Annotated in this window: 13 protein-coding genes; 3 read left to right on the top strand and 10 right to left on the bottom strand. The window is 71.6% G+C overall.

Annotation, left to right across the window (positions count from 1 at the left end; genetic code table 11):
* The first annotated feature begins 102 nt into the window (after positions 1–102).
* Positions 103–2,511: an ExeM/NucH family extracellular endonuclease gene (locus ABD810_RS12790; RefSeq protein WP_344938314.1), complete on the top strand. Its 2,409-nt coding sequence runs from the start codon at positions 103–105 to the stop codon at positions 2,509–2,511.
* Between the two features lie 174 nt (positions 2,512–2,685).
* Positions 2,686–3,081 (top strand): thioredoxin, encoded by a 396-nt coding sequence (gene trxA / locus ABD810_RS12785; RefSeq protein WP_344938312.1) that lies wholly within the window; start codon positions 2,686–2,688, stop codon positions 3,079–3,081.
* Positions 3,082–3,168: 87 nt separating this feature from the next.
* Here the strand turns inward: trxA and ABD810_RS12780 are convergent, their stop codons facing one another.
* Positions 3,169–4,509, bottom strand: a complete 1,341-nt coding sequence (locus ABD810_RS12780; RefSeq protein ID WP_344938310.1) for a class II 3-deoxy-7-phosphoheptulonate synthase — start codon at positions 4,507–4,509, stop codon at positions 3,169–3,171.
* Positions 4,510–4,671: 162 nt separating this feature from the next.
* Entirely contained in the window at positions 4,672–5,907 is a 1,236-nt protein-coding gene (locus ABD810_RS12775; protein ID WP_344938308.1) for an FAD-dependent oxidoreductase, read from the bottom strand.
* Between the two features lie 177 nt (positions 5,908–6,084).
* Here ABD810_RS12775 and ABD810_RS12770 point away from each other — a divergent pair, with 177 nt between their 5' ends.
* Positions 6,085–6,612: a hypothetical protein gene (locus ABD810_RS12770; RefSeq protein ID WP_344938306.1), complete on the top strand. Its 528-nt coding sequence runs from the start codon at positions 6,085–6,087 to the stop codon at positions 6,610–6,612.
* Between the two features lie 156 nt (positions 6,613–6,768).
* On the opposite strand, the gene ABD810_RS12765 is transcribed toward ABD810_RS12770, so the two are convergent.
* The 8 genes from ABD810_RS12765 to ABD810_RS12730 all read right to left on the bottom strand — a co-directional run bounded on the left by ABD810_RS12765 (position 6,769) and on the right by ABD810_RS12730 (position 16,890).
* Positions 6,769–7,767 carry a phosphotransferase family protein gene (locus ABD810_RS12765; protein WP_344938304.1) on the bottom strand — a complete coding sequence of 333 codons (999 nt, stop codon included), beginning with the start codon at positions 7,765–7,767 and terminating at the stop codon, positions 6,769–6,771.
* Positions 7,768–7,855: 88 nt separating this feature from the next.
* A complete protein-coding gene (locus tag ABD810_RS12760) occupies positions 7,856–8,752 on the bottom strand; it encodes an aldose 1-epimerase family protein (protein WP_344938302.1) in 897 nt (298 codons plus the stop codon).
* A gap of 325 nt (positions 8,753–9,077) precedes the next feature.
* Entirely contained in the window at positions 9,078–10,961 is a 1,884-nt protein-coding gene (locus ABD810_RS12755) for a condensation domain-containing protein (RefSeq protein WP_344938300.1), read from the bottom strand.
* On the bottom strand, positions 10,958–12,274 hold the full coding sequence (locus tag ABD810_RS12750) for a 2-oxo acid dehydrogenase subunit E2 (RefSeq protein WP_344938298.1): 1,317 nt from the start codon (positions 12,272–12,274) through the stop codon (positions 10,958–10,960). The genes ABD810_RS12755 and ABD810_RS12750 overlap by 4 nt, the downstream gene beginning before the upstream one ends.
* Positions 12,271–13,284, bottom strand: a complete 1,014-nt coding sequence (locus tag ABD810_RS12745; RefSeq protein WP_344938296.1) for an alpha-ketoacid dehydrogenase subunit beta — start codon at positions 13,282–13,284, stop codon at positions 12,271–12,273. Before ABD810_RS12745 ends, ABD810_RS12750 begins: the two co-directional genes overlap by 4 nt.
* On the bottom strand, positions 13,281–14,207 hold the full coding sequence (locus tag ABD810_RS12740; protein ID WP_344938294.1) for a thiamine pyrophosphate-dependent dehydrogenase E1 component subunit alpha: 927 nt from the start codon (positions 14,205–14,207) through the stop codon (positions 13,281–13,283). Before ABD810_RS12740 ends, ABD810_RS12745 begins: the two co-directional genes overlap by 4 nt.
* Positions 14,204–15,538, bottom strand: coding sequence for a glycosyltransferase family 4 protein (locus ABD810_RS12735; protein ID WP_344938292.1), 1,335 nt, complete (start codon positions 15,536–15,538; stop codon positions 14,204–14,206). The genes ABD810_RS12740 and ABD810_RS12735 overlap by 4 nt, the downstream gene beginning before the upstream one ends.
* The gene (locus ABD810_RS12730; protein WP_344938290.1) at positions 15,535–16,890 is read right to left on the bottom strand and encodes a glycosyltransferase; all 1,356 of its coding nucleotides are present in this window, start codon (positions 16,888–16,890) and stop codon (positions 15,535–15,537) included. Before ABD810_RS12730 ends, ABD810_RS12735 begins: the two co-directional genes overlap by 4 nt.
* Between the last annotated feature and the right edge of the window lie 4 nt (positions 16,891–16,894).

Below are 16,894 nucleotides of genomic sequence, written 5' to 3'. Positions count from 1 at the left end.
TGGCGACCGCTACTCGACATGAAGTGTCAAGATTCGCTTATTTCACCTTCTATCTAGTTCTAGTACGAGATCGCAGAGTTTTCCGGCCTTACGCTCCGGACCATGCGTGCTCTATCCCGGGCCCTCGCCGCCCTTGTGGCCGCCGGTGTCTCGATCGCCGGCGTCGCCACCGTCTCCCTGTCCCCCGCCTCCGCGGAGCCGGGGACCGTCGTGATCAGCCAGGTGTACGGCGGGGGTGGTAACTCCGGCGCCCCGCTCACCAACGACTTCGTGGAACTGTTCAACCGCGGTGGCTCGGAGGTCTCCCTCGACGGCTGGTCGGTGCAGTACGCCAGCGCGACCGGCACGGGCACCTTCGCCGCCAACAAGGTCGACCTCGGCGGATCCCTCGCCCCCGGCCGGTACCACCTGGTCCAGCTCGCCGCCGGGACGACTCCGAGCGGCGCGCTGCCCGCGCCCGACACCACCGGAGGGCTCGCCCTGAGCGGTACGGCCGGCAAGGTGGCCCTGGTGCGGTCGGCCGAGGGCCTCGCCTGCAACGGCGGCTCCACGGCCTGCACCGCCGACCAGCTTGCGCTCCTGGGCGACCTCGTGGGATACGGCTCCGCGAACTTCTCCGAGGGCGCCGCGGCGCCCGCCCTGACCAACACCACCGCGGCGCTGCGGGGTGACCACGGCTGCGCCGACACCGACGTCAACGCGGCCGACTTCACCGCCGGAGCTCCCGAGCCGCGCAACTCGGCCACCACGCCGGCGCCGTGCGGCGGCACCGGAACCCCCACCCCGACCCCGACCCCGACCGCGACCCCGACAGACACGCAGACCGCGACACCCACGCCGACGGACTCGCCGACGGTGAGCCCGACGCCGACCCGTACGGGCGAGCCCTGCGAGATCGGGGCGACCCACCAGATCGCCCAGGTCCAGGGGAGCGGCGTCGCCAGTCCGATCGCCGGCCAGACCGTGCGCGTCGAGGGCGTGGTGACGGGTGACTTCCAGGGAACCGGCCAGCTCGGCGGCTTCTACCTCCAGGACCCGACGCCGGACGCCGACCCGGCCACCTCCGACGCGGTGTTCGTCTTCTCCACCAAGCCGGTCAACGCCGGTGACCGGGTGCTGGTCAGCGGCACCGTCGTGGAGTTCAGCGGCCTCACCGAGCTGTCCTCGGTGTCCGACGCCGACGTCTGCGGCACCGGGACCGTCCAGAGCACCAAGGTCAAGCTGCCGACAGCCGCCGGGGCGACCCTGGAGCCGCTGGAGGGCGTGCTCGTCACCTTCCCCGAGAAGCTCACCGTCTCCGAGGTCTTCAACCTGGCCCGCTTCGGCGAGCTCACGCTCTCCTCGGAAGGACGGCTGTTCCAGCCGACGGACCGTAAGAACGTCGATCCGGCCCTGAACCTGCGCCGCCAGATCCTGCTCGACGACGCCTCCAACGTGCAGAACCCCCCGGCGCTGCCGTACCACACGACCGGCTCCGACACTGTGCGCGTGGGGGATGGGACCACCGGCCTGACGGGCGTGCTGACCTTCGGCTTCGGCGTCTACCGGGTCGAGCCGACCCGGCAGGTGGCCTTCCAGGCCGACAACCCGCGCCCGTCCAAGCCCGGCAAGGTGGGCGGCGACGTCCAGGTGGCGAGCCTCAACACGCTCAACTGGTTCACCACGCTGAACTCGCGCGGCGCCAACACCGCCGAGGAGCAGCGGCGTCAGCTCGCCAAGCTCGTCGCGACGCTGAAGGGCCTGGACGCCGACGCGGCCGGCCTCATGGAGGTCGAGAACAACGGCACCACCGCGCTGAACGCGCTGGTCGACGCACTGAACGCCGCGGTGGGCGCGGGCACGTACAAGGGGATCACCTCCCCGGTCCCGGGCACGGACGCGATCCAGGTCGCGGTGATCTACAAGCCGGCCGTGCTCAAGCCGGTGGGCCCGGCGCGGTCCTCCACCGACCCGGTGTTCCGCAGGCCGCCGCTCATCCAGGAGTTCCAGCGCGCCAAGGGCGGCGACGGCACCACCTTCACCATGATCGTCAACCACTTCAAGTCGAAGGGCTGCGACGGGGCGACCGGAGCGGACCAGGACCAGGGTGACGGCCAGAGCTGCTTCAACGCCGAGCGGGTCCTGCAGGCCAAGGCCGTGCTCGGCCTGATCGACACGCTGCGCCTGCCCAACCCGGTCGTGCTCGGCGACCTCAACGCCTACGGCGAGGAGGACCCGATCCACACCCTGGAGGACGGCAGGCTCACGAGCGTGAGCAAGAAGTTCCTCACCAAGCAGGACCGCTACAGCTACGTCTTCGGCGGCCTGTCCGGCGAACTGGACCACGTGCTGGTCGGCAGGCAGCTTCTGAAGCGGGTCACCGGAGCGGACATCTGGCACATCAACGCCGACGAGGGCAGGTTCATGGACTACAACACCGAGTTCAACCCGCCCGAGCTCTACTCACCGGCGGCGTTCCGGTCCTCCGACCACGACCCGCTGCTGTTCGGTCTGGACCTCTCGCGTCACTAGCCTCCCGCTGGTGACACCCGGCCACGGCCTCGTGGCCCGCCCCGACCGGGCGGGTCGCGAGGCCTTTCCGCCAACGTGCGCGGCGGCGTCCGGCGCGCACAGGTGAGGAATTCGGGAACCGGGTAGATGGTTATGCCGAGCGAAACGACCAGAACACGAGACGAGGAACCACCTGTGGCGACCATCGCGGTGAACGAGACCAACTTCAACGAGATCGCCGACGAGGGCATCGTGCTCCTCGACTTCTGGGCCTCCTGGTGCGGGCCGTGCCGGACCTTCGGGCCGATCTTCGAGAAGGCCTCTCAGAAGCACGAGGACATCACCTTCGGCAAGATCGACACCGAGGCCGAGCGTGGGCTGGCCGAGGGCTTCGACATCACCTCGATTCCCACGATCATGGCGATCCGCGACGGCATCGTCGTCTTCGCCCAGCCGGGCGCCCTTCCCGAGCCCGCCCTGGAGGACCTGATCAAGCAGGTCAGGGCGCTCGACATGGAGGCGATCCGCAAGGAGATCGCGGCCGACATCGACGCGGGCGCCGAAGGCCCGGAAGACGGCCGCAGGCCCTGACCCCGCGCCACCCCGCAGACGACGATGGGCCCTCCCGCGACGCGGGAGGGCCCATTCGGGCGTTCGCCGGCGTGACGCCGGGTGGTCTCAGCTGGAGCGGTAGAGCTCCGCGACCCGGAAGGCCAGGTCGAGGGACTGGCTCCGGTTGAGGCGCGGGTCGCAGGCGGTCTCGTACCGCAGGGCGAGGTCCTCCTCCACGATCGGGTGGCCGCCGCCGACGCATTCGGTGACGTCGTCACCGGTGAACTCGATGTGGATGCCGCCCGGATGGGTGCCGAGCGCCCGGTGGACCTCGAAGAAGCCCCCCACCTCGTCGAGCACGTCGTCGAGCCTGCGGGTCTTGTGGCCGCTCGGCGCCTCGAAGGTGTTGCCGTGCATCGGATCGCAGATCCAGGCGACCTGCGCGCCGCTCGCGCCGACCTTCTCGACCAGCGGGGGCAGCGCGTCGCGGACCCGGGAGGCGCCCATGCGGGCGATGAAGGTGAGCCGCCCCGGCTCGTTCGCGGGGTTCAGCTTGTCGATCAGCGTGAGGACGTCCTCCGGGCTGCTGGAGGGCCCGAGCTTGACCCCGATGGGGTTGCGGATGCGGCTGAAGAACTCCACGTGGGCGCCGTCGAGCTGGCGGGTGCGCTCGCCGATCCAGACCATGTGCGCCGAGACGTCGTACGGCAGGCCGGTGCGCGAGTCGACGCGGGTGAGCGCGCGGTCGTAGTCGAGGATCAGCGCCTCGTGCGAGGAGTAGAACTCGACGGTGTGGAACTCCTCGGGATCGGCACGGCAGGCGTGCATGAACGCCAGCGCCTGATCGATCTCGCGCGCGAGCTGTTCGTAGCGGCGGCCGGCCGGGGACTCGGCGACGAAGTCCTGGTTCCAGGCGTGCACCTGGCGCAGGTCGGCGTACCCGCCCTTGGTGAAGGCCCTCGCGAGGTTCAGCGTCACGGCCGAGGTGTGATAGGCGCGCAGCAGCCGCGCCGGGTCGGGCCTGCGGGCCTCGGGGGTGAAGTCGAACCCGTTGACCATGTCGCCGCGGTAGGCGGGCAGCTCGACGCCGCCCCGGATCTCGGTCGCCTTGGAGCGCGGCTTGGCGAACTGCCCGGCGAGACGGCCGATCTTCACGACCGGGACACGGCCCGCGTAGGTGAGCACGATGGCCATCTGCAGCAGCGTCTTCAGCTTGTCGCGGACGTTGTCGGCGGTGGCGCCGGCGAAGGTCTCGGCGCAGTCGCCGCCCTGCAGGACAAAGGCCTCACCTCGCGCGACGGCGGCGAGGCGATCTTTGAGCTCATCGCACTCACCGGCGAACACCAGCGGAGGCAGGCCCTGCAGCTCGGAGACGACCCCCTCCAGCGCGGAGGGGTCGGGCCAGTCGGGCTGCTGCGCGGCGGGGAACTCCCGCCAGGAATCCAGGTTGATCGGTTCGGCGCTCACCCTAAAAGGCTATTGCACCATCCCCGCATAACCGACCCGCTGTCCAATCCGTGAGAACCGGATCCCACGTGGTGACGGCCGCCGGGGCCGGGAACCCGCTTCACGGGCGCGCGGTCGCCGGCCGGTCAGGTCACCGCGGCCGGCGGCCGCGGGCGACCGCTCTCACGGGTGAGCGGCCGGGGCCGGCCCGGTCGCCGGGCCGGCGACGGGCGAACGTACGTGCTCGGGAAGGACGCCGAAGCCGATGAAGCGGCGGGTGAGGGCGCCGACGACCGGCAGCCGGGCCGGGCTCACGGGCAGCCGGACCCGCCTGGGGGCGCCCTTGAGCGCGGGACCGATCAGGCGGTTCTGCACCAGCCGCTGGGCGAACTGGGTGATCACCGTGGGGATCATGCGGCGGCGCTGGAGCCGGCGCAGCAGCGATTCCGGCACCTCCCCGGCCAGCAGGGGACCGGCGAGCAGGTTCGCGGCCGCGACCGCGTCCTGCACGGCCAGGTTGATGCCCACCCCGAAGACCGGCGACATCGCGTGGGCCGCGTCGCCGATCAGCAGCAGGCCCGGCCGGTGCCAGCGGCGCAGCCGGTTCAGCAGTACCCGCAGGACGCCGACCTCCTCGAAGCTCTTCAGGCCCTCGGCCCGGCGCGCCATGAAGGGCAGCAGCGTGCCGACGGACGCGCGGAGCGTCTCGATGCCCTCGGCCTTGAGGCTCTCGTACGCGCCCTTGGGGATGAGGTAGGCGAGCTGCCAGTACGTCTCGCGGTTGATCGCCACCATCATGTGGCCGGCCGAGACACGCAGGAACGTGTCCTTCGGATCGCGCTGCTCGCGAGGCAGCCGGAACCAGACCGCGTCCATGGGGGCGCCGCGCTCCACCGGTACCAGGCCGGCGGCCCGGCGTACGTCGGATTGCCGGCCGTCGGCGCCCACGGTGAGGAGGGCGCGAAGCTCGTGCTCCCCCTCGGCGTCGCGGTAACGGACGCCGCGCACCACGCCGTTCTCCCGTATGAGCCCGACGACCTCCGCCTCCATGACGAGGCGGAAGCTGGGGTAACGTTGGGCCGCCGCGGTCAGCAGCTTGAGGAAATCCCACTGCGGCACGAACGCGATGTACGGATATTTGGCCTTAAGGTGCGTCAGCAAGGCGACCTGGATGACCTGGTCGTCGGTCCACAGCTCCAGGTTGTAGGTCTTGCGGTGCGGCAGCCGGTGGAACTCCTCCGCCAGCCCGAGCTCGTCGAGCACCTGCAAGGTCGAGGGATGGATCGTGTCGCCCCGGAAGTCGCGCAGGAAGTCGGCGTGCTTCTCCAGGAGCGTGACCTGCACTCCCGCGCGGGCGAGGAGCAGTGCCAGCATGGCTCCGGCGGGTCCTCCGCCGGCGATCACACATGTCGTCGACATTTCATCACCTGTTGAAATCATCGCACAGGTCGTCTTCGTGGCCAAGAGCGGCCTCATCTGGTCTTGAAACACCCCCACCACGCCCGGTCAGGAAGGAATAACCCGCACGGTCGTGGGCAGTCGGAGGTCGGCCCCCCAAAGGGGCTTGGCACCGAAGCGACTTGGAGTTGAGGTCACATGATTGTGCTGGGCCTGCTATTTATCGTGCTCGCCGGTGCGGCTCTGGTCGCGGTGGCGAACGACGAGAACGGAACGATCACGGCGTCGATCACTGTCCTGGACCGGACGCTCCAGCTCAGCAAGCTGGAGCTCTTCCTGGCGGGAGCGGCCACCGCGGCGATCTTCCTGATCGGCCTGATGATGCTGACCGCCGGAATGCGGCGCACCGGAGCCAAGCGCAAGAAGCTGCGTGAGGCCCGGGTCGAGACGCGCGACCGCGTCGCCCGCCTTGAGGAGGAGAAGCGTCAGCTCCAGCGCAAGCTGGAGGCGGAGTCCGCCGCCGAGCCCGTCGCCGAGCCGGTGGGAACCACCGCTGGACGGCACGTGCACGCGCCCGACCGCGACGGTGACGGCGTCGACGACCGCGTCGAGGGTGACAACGACGAGCGTGTCGGCACGAGCACCCAGCCGGTGCGGGCCGTGAAGGAACCCCACGCGACGGATCAGCTGGTCGCGGGTAACCGCTCCGGCCGCGACACCGTCTGACATGCCGACTGAAATGCCGACGGAGACGAGCGTAGACCGCTCGGCCGCCCGGGGGCCCGGTCCCTGGGCGGCTCTACCGTCCCGCCGCCGCCTTTCGCGGCCGGTGGGCCACCGATGCGTCCGGAACACCCGCATTCGCCGCACCGGGCGGTCGCGTCAGCGTTGCCTGAGGAACGCCAGGTTGTTCGTCAGGCCGGTCGTCGCCAGGTCGCGGATGCGGCCGTAATCCTCCTCGGGATACTGGCGGGGGCCGTTCTCGACGAGCAGGATGAGGTAGAGGTACACGCGGTACATCGCGTCGCGTGTACGGGCCTCCGGAGTGAGGTCCAGCTTCCCGCCCGCCTCCCGGTAGCCCACCAGGATCGGATCGTCGTCCCTGAGCTCCTCGAAGATCGTCGGGGTGACGAAGTCGGCCAGCGGATCACCCCAGAACGCTCGCTCGTGGTCGATCAGGGCCTGGATCCGCGGCGGCTCCTCGGGCGGCGTCGACAAGAAGACGTTGCCGGGCCAGATGTCGAAGTGGACCAGCATGGGCACCGTCACCTCGTCCAGCACGTGCGCGTTGGAGTGGATCGCCCCCGCGATCTCCACGAGGGAGCAGGGCAGCGGGGTGGCGTACCGCACGGCGTCGTCCATCAGGGCACCCATCATGACGATGAACGCGTCACGCCAGGTCGGGCCGGTGAGCCCGGCGTACGGATAGCCGTACACGCCCTGGCCGGCGATGGTGTGCAGCTCCGCGAGGAGGCGGCCCAGCTCGTGCCGCAGCGCCCGCTGGTCGTCCTCTCCGAGGGACTCGGCCTGGTTCCACGGGACCCCGTCGAGCGCCGACATGATCAGATAGTCGCCGCCCAGCTCGGGGTCGTCGAACCCCGAGTACAGCAGCCGGGGGAGCGGGATCCCCGCGGGTGTGGCCAGGTGGTACACCTGCGCCTCTGTGCGCAGCAGGTGACGCTCGTAGCGCAGCAGCTCCAGGTCGGGTGGCGGGGACACCTTGAGGACCACCTGCCTGCCGTCGTCCAGGGAGAGGCGCCAGACCGCGTTGGCGAAGCCGTCGGTCAGCTCCTCGGCCGAGGTCACCCCCGTTCCCAGGGTTCTGAGGATCAGCGCGTGCAACTGGGCGGCCGACAGCCGGCGCTTGGTCCTGCTCTCCATCGGTCACATCGCTTAGCTCGTCGAGACGATCGGGGCTCGCTCGGGTCGGTCAGGGGGGTCTGGTCCGGCGGAGGCCGGGTCGGGGCGGTCAGAGAGCGGAGATCGTCCAGCTCACCTCGTGCTTGCCGCCGGGCTCGAGCACGACGAGATCGGTGCCCGAGTTGAAGGCGTCGGGCGGGCAGGTCATCGGCTCGATGGCGATGCCGCGGTGGCCGAACCCGGTGCCGGTGCACAGCTGCACCCACGGCATCGAGGCGGCCTCCCAGGAGATATCGACCCCGCTCGTCGCGCCGCGCAGCCGCACCCGCGTGGTGCCGCCGGAATCGGCGGCCAGCCCGGTGAACGCCTCGTCCATGACGGTGCCGGCGATGGGACGGGGGGTCCGGAAGTCGAACGCCGTGCCGCCGACCTGTTCGAGCGTGGTGGGCACGAGCACCTCGTCGGTGAGGAGCACGCGCTCGGCCGGCAGATCCAGCTCCCAGCTCTCCTCCGCGCCGTCGTCGGCGATCAGCCAGGGGTGGGGGCCGCAGCCGTAGGGTGCGCGCCGGTCGCCGGTGTTCTCGGCGGTGAGCGTCGTCGTCAGGCCGTCCGGCGTGAGGGCGTAGCGTACCTGGAGCGCCAGGCGGAACGGGTAGCCGGGGGACGGCTCGATCGTGTGCACCAGCCGTACGAACCCGTGCTCGTCCTCGACGGTGAGCAGCTCGAGGACCTCCCAGTCGGCGAACGCCACCAGGCCGTGGAGGGCGTGACCGCGCTCGGGCTCGTTGATCGGCACCTCGAACCGCTCGCCTTCGAAGGTGTAGTGCCCGCGGGCGACGCGGTTGGGCCAGGGGGCCAGGAGCGTGCCGCTGTAGTGCGGGATGGGGCCGTCTTCCGGCCAGCTCGTCACGACGTCACGGCCGCCGTGCCTGAGCACCCGCAGAGCAGCGCCCAGCCGGGTCACCTCGGCGCTGTATTCACCACCGCGAAGGACGTACTGAGGCACGGGGGAATCCTCTCATTGACCTGTGAAACATATGAATACGGGCGAACCAGGCTGAGCACGCCCCATCATTCCCGTTGCCGACCGGTGATCAAAACCCGACCCCGGGGCACGGGGAGTGGGAGCGCTCCCATAGGGCCAACAACGTAAAGGCTGCGGGCCATGGAGTCAACCGAATCGGTAAATGCCCTCACACGCCTGCGGCTCCGCCTGAGTAGGCATCGCCGCAGTTCAGGCTGATATTGGGCAGCGCGCACCGATCCCCGGCACCACGCCTCCCCACTACTTCACCACGGGCCGCCGGCGTGCGGCTTGACGGCCCGTGGCGTCAATGATCGTTGTCAGGAGCCTTTTCGAGGGCCATCACGGCGTCGGCGAAGCCACGCACGGTCGGAGCCTCGAAGAACATGTACGCCGGCACCTCCACGCCGAGGACGTCCCGGATGCGGGCCGCCATCTGGGTGATCGCCAGCGAGTCCCCGCCGAGGTCGAACAGGTCCGTGTGCTCGTCGATGCCGGAGACTCCCAGGACGTCGCCCCAGATCCGGCGGATCTCCGCCACCAGCCTCCCGTCCGCGCCGGCCGCCCGCCCCGCCTGACCCGGCCCGACGGCGCCGGCGGCGTGCCCGGGCGGCGGCCCGGTCCCGAGTGGGGCGGCGGGCTTCTGGATCGCCTCGGCGGGATCGCCGGACGTCCCCGCCTCCGCCCGGACAGGGAGGGGCGGGAAGCCGTCCAGGGGTGGCACCGCCAGGTCGCCCACCGGGACGTCCGGCGAGATCGAGAGCGCGGTGAGCAACGTCTCGAAGCCCGTGGCCAGCGATCCGGCAGGCTCGTCCGGGATCCGGTCGAACCGGTGGGCGAAGACCAGTTCGTGTCCCGTGCCCTTGGGCGTCATCGTGAGCGTCAGATCGTAGGTGGAGTCGTCGACCTCCTGGCCCCACTCGAAGGCCCGGAGCCCGTGCCACCCCTCCGGTGTGGCCGGACCGTCGCGCTGGATGAACGCCACCTGGAAGATCGGATGCACTCCCGGCCGCCGCCGCCCGCCGAGGCTCGACACCAGCGCGTCGAAGGGCACCTCGTTGGCGAGGGCAGCCCCGACCTCGTCCCGCGTTCTCGCCATCACCTCGTGGAACCCCTCGGACCCGTCCAGCCGGACGGGGACCGGGACCATGTTGACGAAGCAGCCGACGACGGGCTCCAGTTCCCGGCGCGTCCGCGCAGAGGACGCCGTGCCGATGGTGATGCCGCTCCGGCCCGTCACCCGGTGCAGCAGGACGAACAGCGCCGCCAGCACCGCGACGAACGGCGTCGCGGCGCCACGCCGCAGCCCGTCGATCAAGCCCGCCTCCACCTGCGCCACCGAGGTCCCGGTGCGCCGCCCGCCTCCACTTCCCGTCGCCCCGCCATCGGCCCGGGGTCCCGCGTCCCCGGCCCGCGCCGCCCCGCCATGGGCCCGCGACGTCGTGTCAGCGGAGCCAGGAGGCCGGCCGAACAGGGGTGGCTCGTCGCCGAGGCGCTCGCGCCAGTGGGCCAGGCGTTCGGTGCCCCGGGTCCGGGCGCGTGCTCGTGCCCAGGCGGCGTAGTCGGCGTACCGCACCGGCGGCGGCTCGGGCAGCGCCCGCCCGCTGTACAGAGCGGCGAGTTCGCGGGCCACCACCTCCATGGAGCCCCCGTCACAGACGATGTGGCCGCAGACCAGCAGCAGGCGGTGCTCCTCCGGGGCGAGGCGGTAGACGGTGAGGCGCAGCAGCGGGCCCGAGGCGAGATCGAACCACTCGCCTCCCGCGGCCACCGCCAGCCTGCGCGCCGTGCGTTCCCCATCAGGATCGCCGGTGAGGTCGACCACCGTCACAGGCGCGTCGACCGAGCCGAGGACCATCTGGCGCGGTTCGCCGCCGGAGTTCACGAACACCGTACGCAGCGTCTCGTGCCGCTCGGTCAGGCCGATCAACGCCTTGGCCAGGGCTCCGAGGTCGAGCGGTCCGGACAGGCCGAGCCCGAGCGTGGCGTTGGGCGCGGCTACCTGGCGGTCCATCTGGGCGGCGAGCCAGAGCCGCCGTTGCTCGGGCGAGCATTCGAGCAGGCCGGAGTCGCGGGGGACGAGCGGGATGGCGTCGCCCGCCGGTCGCTTGCGCGCCGCGAGCAGCCGGGCGACCAGTTCCTGCCGTTGGGAGGGCAGACCGGCGACCCGCCCGCGCGTCTCGTCACTCATGCCGTCGCCCCGCCTTCGGCTTCCGGCGAGGCAAGGGATCGGGGGGAGGCGGGGCCTTCGGCGGAGGTGGCGTTTCCCGGGGCGGCCAGGGTTTCGGGGGAGGCGAGGGCTGTGCGGAGCGCGTCGAGGAACTGGACGGCGTCGCGGCCGTTCACCACGCGGTGGTCGAACGCCACTCCGAGCTGCACCACATCCCGTACCTCGAAGCCGCCCCCGCCATCCGGGACCACCTCCTGGTACGGCGCGGCGAGCGACAGCGCGCAGACGTGACCGGGGAAGATGATCGGCACGGCCAGCAGGACTCCGGGCTCGTTGTGCAGCGTCACGACGATGCCGGCCCCCCGCAGGTCACGTTCCCGGAACTCACCGCGCATGGCGGTCAGCCGGAAGGCCATGAGCGCGCGGGAGATGTCGGCCAGCGAACGCGCCGAGGCGTCGGTGAGGACGGGGATGACCAGGCCCTTGCCGACGTCGAAGGTGACCCCCACATGCGCCGCCCCGGCCACCCGTACGGTGCGCGCGTCGATGGGGGAGGCGAAGAACAGCGGGAACCGTTCGTGGAGCGAGCCCACCGCCTTGACGAGCAACTCGGGCAGCCCGACCAGCGTCCGCAGGCTCCTGGTGAGCGCGCGGCCCGCCGAGAGCGCCGCGCCGACATCGACCTTCATGACGGTGAAGGCGGCGGGGATGGTCCGGTACGACAGTTCCACAACCGAGGCGGCCCGCTGTTGCGCACGGGAGAGCGTGACGATCCGGCCTCCCCGCGCCTCATCCGCGCGCTCGGATGGCGGAGGGGCGGTGGACAGGAGCTCTTCGATGTCGGAGCGACGGATGATCTTCTTGTCGAGGGCGCGTATCCGCTCGGTGGTGATGCCGAGCCGGTCCATCAGGGCCCGTGCCGGTGCGGTGATCACCGGCTCGCCTTCGGTGAAGGTCGCGGGTTCCCGGCCGGCTTCGGTGGTCACCGGCTCGCCTTCGGTGAAGGCCGCGGGTTCCTGGCGGGCTTCGGTGGTCACCGGCTCGCCTTCGGTGAAGGCCGCAGGTTCGCGGCCGGCTTCCGTGAAGACCCTGCGTTCCTGGTCGGTGTCGAACAGGCGGGCGATGACCTGGCCGGGTTCGCAGTCGGCGCCCTCCGGAAGGTTCCGGCTGAGTAGCCCCTCGCCCTCGGAGACGATCTCCTCGGCCGTCTTCGAGGTCTCCACCACGGCCAGCGGATCGCCCGCCCGCACCGGGCTTCCGTCCTCGGCGACCCACTCCACCAGCACGTACTGGGCGTCGTTGGTGTTCAGCTTGGGCACGCGTATGTCGATCATGTGAGGCCCTCCAGGACGGCCTGGCGGATGGTGGTGTCCTGGAGCAGGACGTCGCGTTCGAGGTGGAACGCGGTGGGGACCACGTCCGGCGCCGAGTGCACCACGCTCACCGGCCGGGGAAGGGAGTCCCACAGGTGGCCGTGCAGCCGGTGGGCCACCTCGCTTCCCCAGGTCCCCCCGGCGGCGCTCTCCTCGGCCACGCAGATGTGCCGCGTCCCGCCGAGCAGGGGGAGCAGCGGCCCGGGGTCGAAGGGGTACAGCCGGGCCGGTACGAGTAGCTGGCAGGTGATCTCGTCCTCCAGCAGCAGGGTGCGCATCGCCGAGAGCGCCCGGTGCGCGACCCCGCCGGGCGCGATCAGCGTGCAGTCCGGCTCGCCGCCGTCGACGAGCCGGACGCGGGCGGTGTACGGCGGCGGGCCGGCCATGTCGAAGACGAACAGGTCGTCGAGCCGCCCCTGCCGGAATGAGCGCCGCGTGTACAGCACCTTGTCCTCGAAGAGCATGCACGGCTCGCCCAGCGACAGCAGGTGGGGGAGCAGTTCGCGGGCGTCGTGGAACGGGCTCATCTCGAACACCGACAGCCCGGGGATCCCGATGAAGTGCTTCTGCAGGCTCTGGCTGTGGGTCGGGCCGTACCCCCGGCCGCCGCCCGTCGGGCAGCGTACGACCAGGGGGATGGGGACGCGCCTGCCGTACATCATGGTGGACTTGCTCGCGAAGTTGAGCAGCTGGTCGAACGCCAGACCCGTGAAGTCCGCGAACATGATCTCGACGATGGCCTTGTCACCGGCCAGCGCGAGCCCCGCGCCGACCCCGACGATCCCGCCCTCGCTCAGCGGGGTGGCCATCACCCGGGAGCCGTACCGGGTGGAGAGCCCTTTGGTGATCTTGAACGCGCCGCCGTACGGATCGACGATGTCCTCGCCGAGCACGTGCACGCAGGGATCATCGGCCATGACCTGGTGCAGTGCCTGGTTGAGGTTGTCGGCGACCCGTTCCGTCCGGGTCACGGACGTTCCCGGGTGACGACCGGCCTGGCCGTGACCTCGGCGGCGACGCGGGCGACCAGGTCGCGCTGGCAGGCGTCGATCCTGGCGAACCGCTCGGGGAAGGCCTCGCTGTAGGCCCGGTGCCAGCCGGACAGCTCGGCGTCGAGCCGGTCGCGCGCGGAGCGGGTGTCGTCCCCCTTGCTGTGCGGGCCGATCCGGTGCGTGACGAACTCCACGACCAGCGGCCGGGAGCTCTGCCTTACCCCCGTGACCAGCGGCCCGAGCTGGTCACGGATGTGCGCGACGTCGACGGTCGCGATCCGGTGGTACCGGATGCCGAACGCCTCGGCCCGCGCGGCCACCGTGCCGGACATCTGCGCCGCCGTCGGAGTCGACTGGGCGATGCCGTTGTTCTCCACCACGACCAGCAGGGGCGCCCGCCACAACTGCGCCATGTTCAGCGCCTCGTACACCGAACCCTCGCCGAAGGTGCCGTCCCCGATGTAGGCGCAGGCGAGCCCGCCGTGGCTGGTCCGTTTCAGACGCAGGGCCACCCCGACCGCCACCGGCAGGCTCTCTCCCTGCACCCCGGTGGACAGGAACCGGCGGTGGTAGATGTGCTGGCTGCCGCCGACGCCCCCGCACAGTGCGCCCTCGCGGCCCATGATCTCCGCGAGCAGCCCGTGCGGCTCGGCGTACCGGGCCAGGAAGTGACCGTGCCCGCGGTGGTTGCTGAAGACGAAGTCGTCCTCGTACAGCAGCGGACTCAGCGCTACGGGGATGTGCTCCTGACCGAGACAGGTGTGCGTGGTGCCGTTGAGCGCCCCACGCTCGAACAGCTTCAGCAGGGTCAGCTCGAAGTGGCGGATGAGCAGGAGCCGCTCGAGGTCCTCGTCGTGGACCTTGGCCACGGGCAGCCGGTACGCCTGCGCGGTGCCGGTCACGATGGATGGTCTCCTTGCTCGGGGACGGATTCCGGAGCCGGTGGCGGCGGGGGAGCGGCGTGGCCCGCCAGCAGCGCGGCCAGCGCGGCCCGCCGCTCCGGGGTGAGCGCCTTCGCCCGGGGCCGGACGGCGGGGACGGGCGTGTCCGCGGGCCTCAGCTCGGTCAGGTAGCGCTCGAGCGCCCTCTCGTCCAGCGAGGCCACGAACGACGCGGCGGCCTCCCTGGACCGGCGGCCCAGCTCACGACGGTGGCCGGGGTCGGACAGCAGCCGGTCCAGCGCCGCGGTCCACGGCCCGGGGTCCTGCTCGGGCACGATCGGCGCCGGACGCGCGTGCGCCTCGGCCTGGTACCCGGTGATGCGCCGGACGGGCAGCAGGTACGGCACGCCGAGCTTGGCCTCCGAGAGCCCGCCGACATCGGACGCCAGCACCGGGACGCCGCGAAGCATCGCCTCCACGGCCGTGTAGCCGAACGTCTCGTCCCACAGCGACGGCATGACGAGGATCTCGGTCATGGCGAGGATCTCGCCGATGTCGTCGACCGGATCCACGAGCCTGATGTTCGGCCTGCTCCGCAGCGCGTCGAGGTCGGCGTCGGTGGAGCCCCAGGTGGGCACGGCCACGAAGGAGGTGCCGGGGTGGGCGTCGGCCAGGGCCAGGAAGAGCGGGAGCCCCTTGTAGGCGCAGGGGTTCACCATGGTCACCGCCCCCTGTTCGCCGGCCGGCGACGGCCGGGCGCGGGTGAACGGGCCGGGGCCGTACACCTGGGGATGGATCAGCTCCGACTCGATCGATCCCCAGGTGCGCAGATGGTCGCGCGCCGCGCGGCTGACGGCGACGACCCCCGCCGCGGCCCTCACCATGCGGGTTCCGGCGGCGCTCGGGTAGAACGCCTCCGGCCCGAAGGGCAGTTGCTGCAGCGTGTGCGCCAGGTAGACCACCCGTCCCGGCGTCGCGCGCGATGCGGCCCCGAGCATGATCAGCCCTGGGTCGTCGGAGGGCACCAGCGTCCAGGTGGGGTCCACCGCGCCGGCGACCGCGCCGACCTGCCGGGCCAGCCGCGAGGGATTGACGACGGCATGCGCCACCACTCCCCGGTACTCGTAGACCACCACATCGTCGCTCACCGACCGGATCTCCGCCCCCAGCCCCTGGAGGTAGGAGAGATGGGCGTTCAGGGACGTACGGCGGAGCGCGCCGCTGAGCGGGGCGATGACGTGACAGGCGTGGCCCTGGGCGGCGAGCTGCTCCATCATGATGCGGTTGGACTTGTTGGCCCCGCCGTGGGCCGGCAGGTGGAACATGTTCTGCGCGAGCAGGATCCGCATCATGACCCCCGCTGTGCGAGCCGGCCGCGCAGGCGCTCGGCGACGATCCGCCGTTGCTCGGCGGACAGGTGGTCGAGCCGGTGGCGCATGGCGTCGGCCCGGGACTCGGGGACGGGCGCCCCCAGCAGCGCCGCGATCCGCGCGGCCGCCTCAGCCGATCCGTCGGCCTGGGCCGGCCCGTCGGCCTCACCCGGCTCACCGGCCCGGTTCGGCCCGTTCGCCCCGGTGAGCCGGGCCGGACCGCCCGGCGTCCGGGCCCCCGCGATGCCCTCATGGGGAGCGGTGGCCTTGCCGAGGAGTAGGCCCACCTCCCCGGGGGTCCAGCGTGGCGCAGGGAGCCGGGAGGCCAGGCCGTGGCGTTCCAGGCGTTCGGCGTTGTCCGGCCGGTCGACCCCGTGGGCCAGGATGACCTGCGGGACGCCGGCCGCCAGCGCGCGGCTCAGGGTGCCGATGCCGCCGTGGTGAACGACGGCCGCGACTTCCGGCATGACGGCGCGGAAGGGAAGGCGCGGGTACCAGGTCACGCCCGCTGGCAGCGGATCCGGGACCAGATCGCGGTGCCGTACGACGAGCAGCACGGGACGTCCGGCCAGCCTGCCGCCCTCGACGGCGGCCGTGTAGAACTCCGGGTGCAGCATTCGCCCGGTGCCGCCGGTCACCAGCACCGGCCGTACGGGCCCGGCCAGGAGCTCCGCCACGCCTTCGGGCAGCGTGTCGTCCTCGTCGTCGTCGGGCAGGGGGAAGCCGGTGAGCCGGACACGCGCCGGGGAGCGCACGCCCGCCCGGTCGAACCAGCGTGGCCACAGCCCCAGTTCGAGCCGTGCCGAGGCGAACCAGGCGTCCCAGTCGGCGATCGGCCCGAGCCCGAGCTCCCGCCGCACGCGGCCGAGGCCGTCCGAGAGCACATGCCGGTAGGCGTGCAGCGCGGCCCGCGAGGCCATGACCTGGATCGGCGCCACGGCCACCCAGGCCGCGGGCGCACCGAGCGCCTCGGCCGCGAAGAGCACCGACAGCGCCGAGGTGTGCCGCCCGACGAGTACCGTCTCGCCGGGCCGGTGCCGCTCGGCCAGAGCGCGGAACTCCAGGACCATCTGCTCGTACAGCCCGTTGCGCTCGTAGAACTCCGGCCAGCCGAGACCGTCCAGCAGCCCCGGGGTGTCGGTCAGCGTCCGTTCGAACGCGGCCTGGGTGTCGATGGCGACGAAGCCCAGGCCGGCACGCGCGGCGTGGTCGCGGTAGTGGGCGTGCGTGAGCAGGGTCACCTCGTGGCCGCCGGCGCGGAGGCGGTGCCCGAGCCGCACGAACGGCAGCACGTCACCGTCCGTGCCGTGTGTCACCAGCATCATGGTGGCCATGAGG

The organism is Sphaerisporangium flaviroseum, from assembly GCF_039537005.1.
Lineage (GTDB): Bacteria > Actinomycetota > Actinomycetes > Streptosporangiales > Streptosporangiaceae > Sphaerisporangium > Sphaerisporangium flaviroseum.
Note: the sequence above shows the minus strand (reverse complement) of the source record. Positions and strands in the feature narration are given on the sequence as shown.

Excerpts from the sequence above, each read along its gene's own strand:
- ABD810_RS12790 (WP_344938314.1), top strand. The coding sequence starts at position 103 with ATGCGTGCTCTATCCCGGGCCCTCGCCGCCCTTGTGGCCGCCGGTGTC.
- ABD810_RS12775 (WP_344938308.1), bottom strand. The coding sequence starts at position 5,907 with ATGTCGACGACATGTGTGATCGCCGGCGGAGGACCCGCCGGAGCCATG.
- ABD810_RS12770 (WP_344938306.1), top strand. The coding sequence starts at position 6,085 with ATGATTGTGCTGGGCCTGCTATTTATCGTGCTCGCCGGTGCGGCTCTG.
- ABD810_RS12765 (WP_344938304.1), bottom strand. The coding sequence starts at position 7,767 with ATGGAGAGCAGGACCAAGCGCCGGCTGTCGGCCGCCCAGTTGCACGCG.
- ABD810_RS12755 (WP_344938300.1), bottom strand. The coding sequence starts at position 10,961 with ATGAGTGACGAGACGCGCGGGCGGGTCGCCGGTCTGCCCTCCCAACGG.
- ABD810_RS12750 (WP_344938298.1), bottom strand. The coding sequence starts at position 12,274 with ATGATCGACATACGCGTGCCCAAGCTGAACACCAACGACGCCCAGTAC.
- ABD810_RS12735 (WP_344938292.1), bottom strand. The coding sequence starts at position 15,538 with ATGATGCGGATCCTGCTCGCGCAGAACATGTTCCACCTGCCGGCCCAC.
- ABD810_RS12730 (WP_344938290.1), bottom strand. The coding sequence starts at position 16,890 with ATGGCCACCATGATGCTGGTGACACACGGCACGGACGGTGACGTGCTG.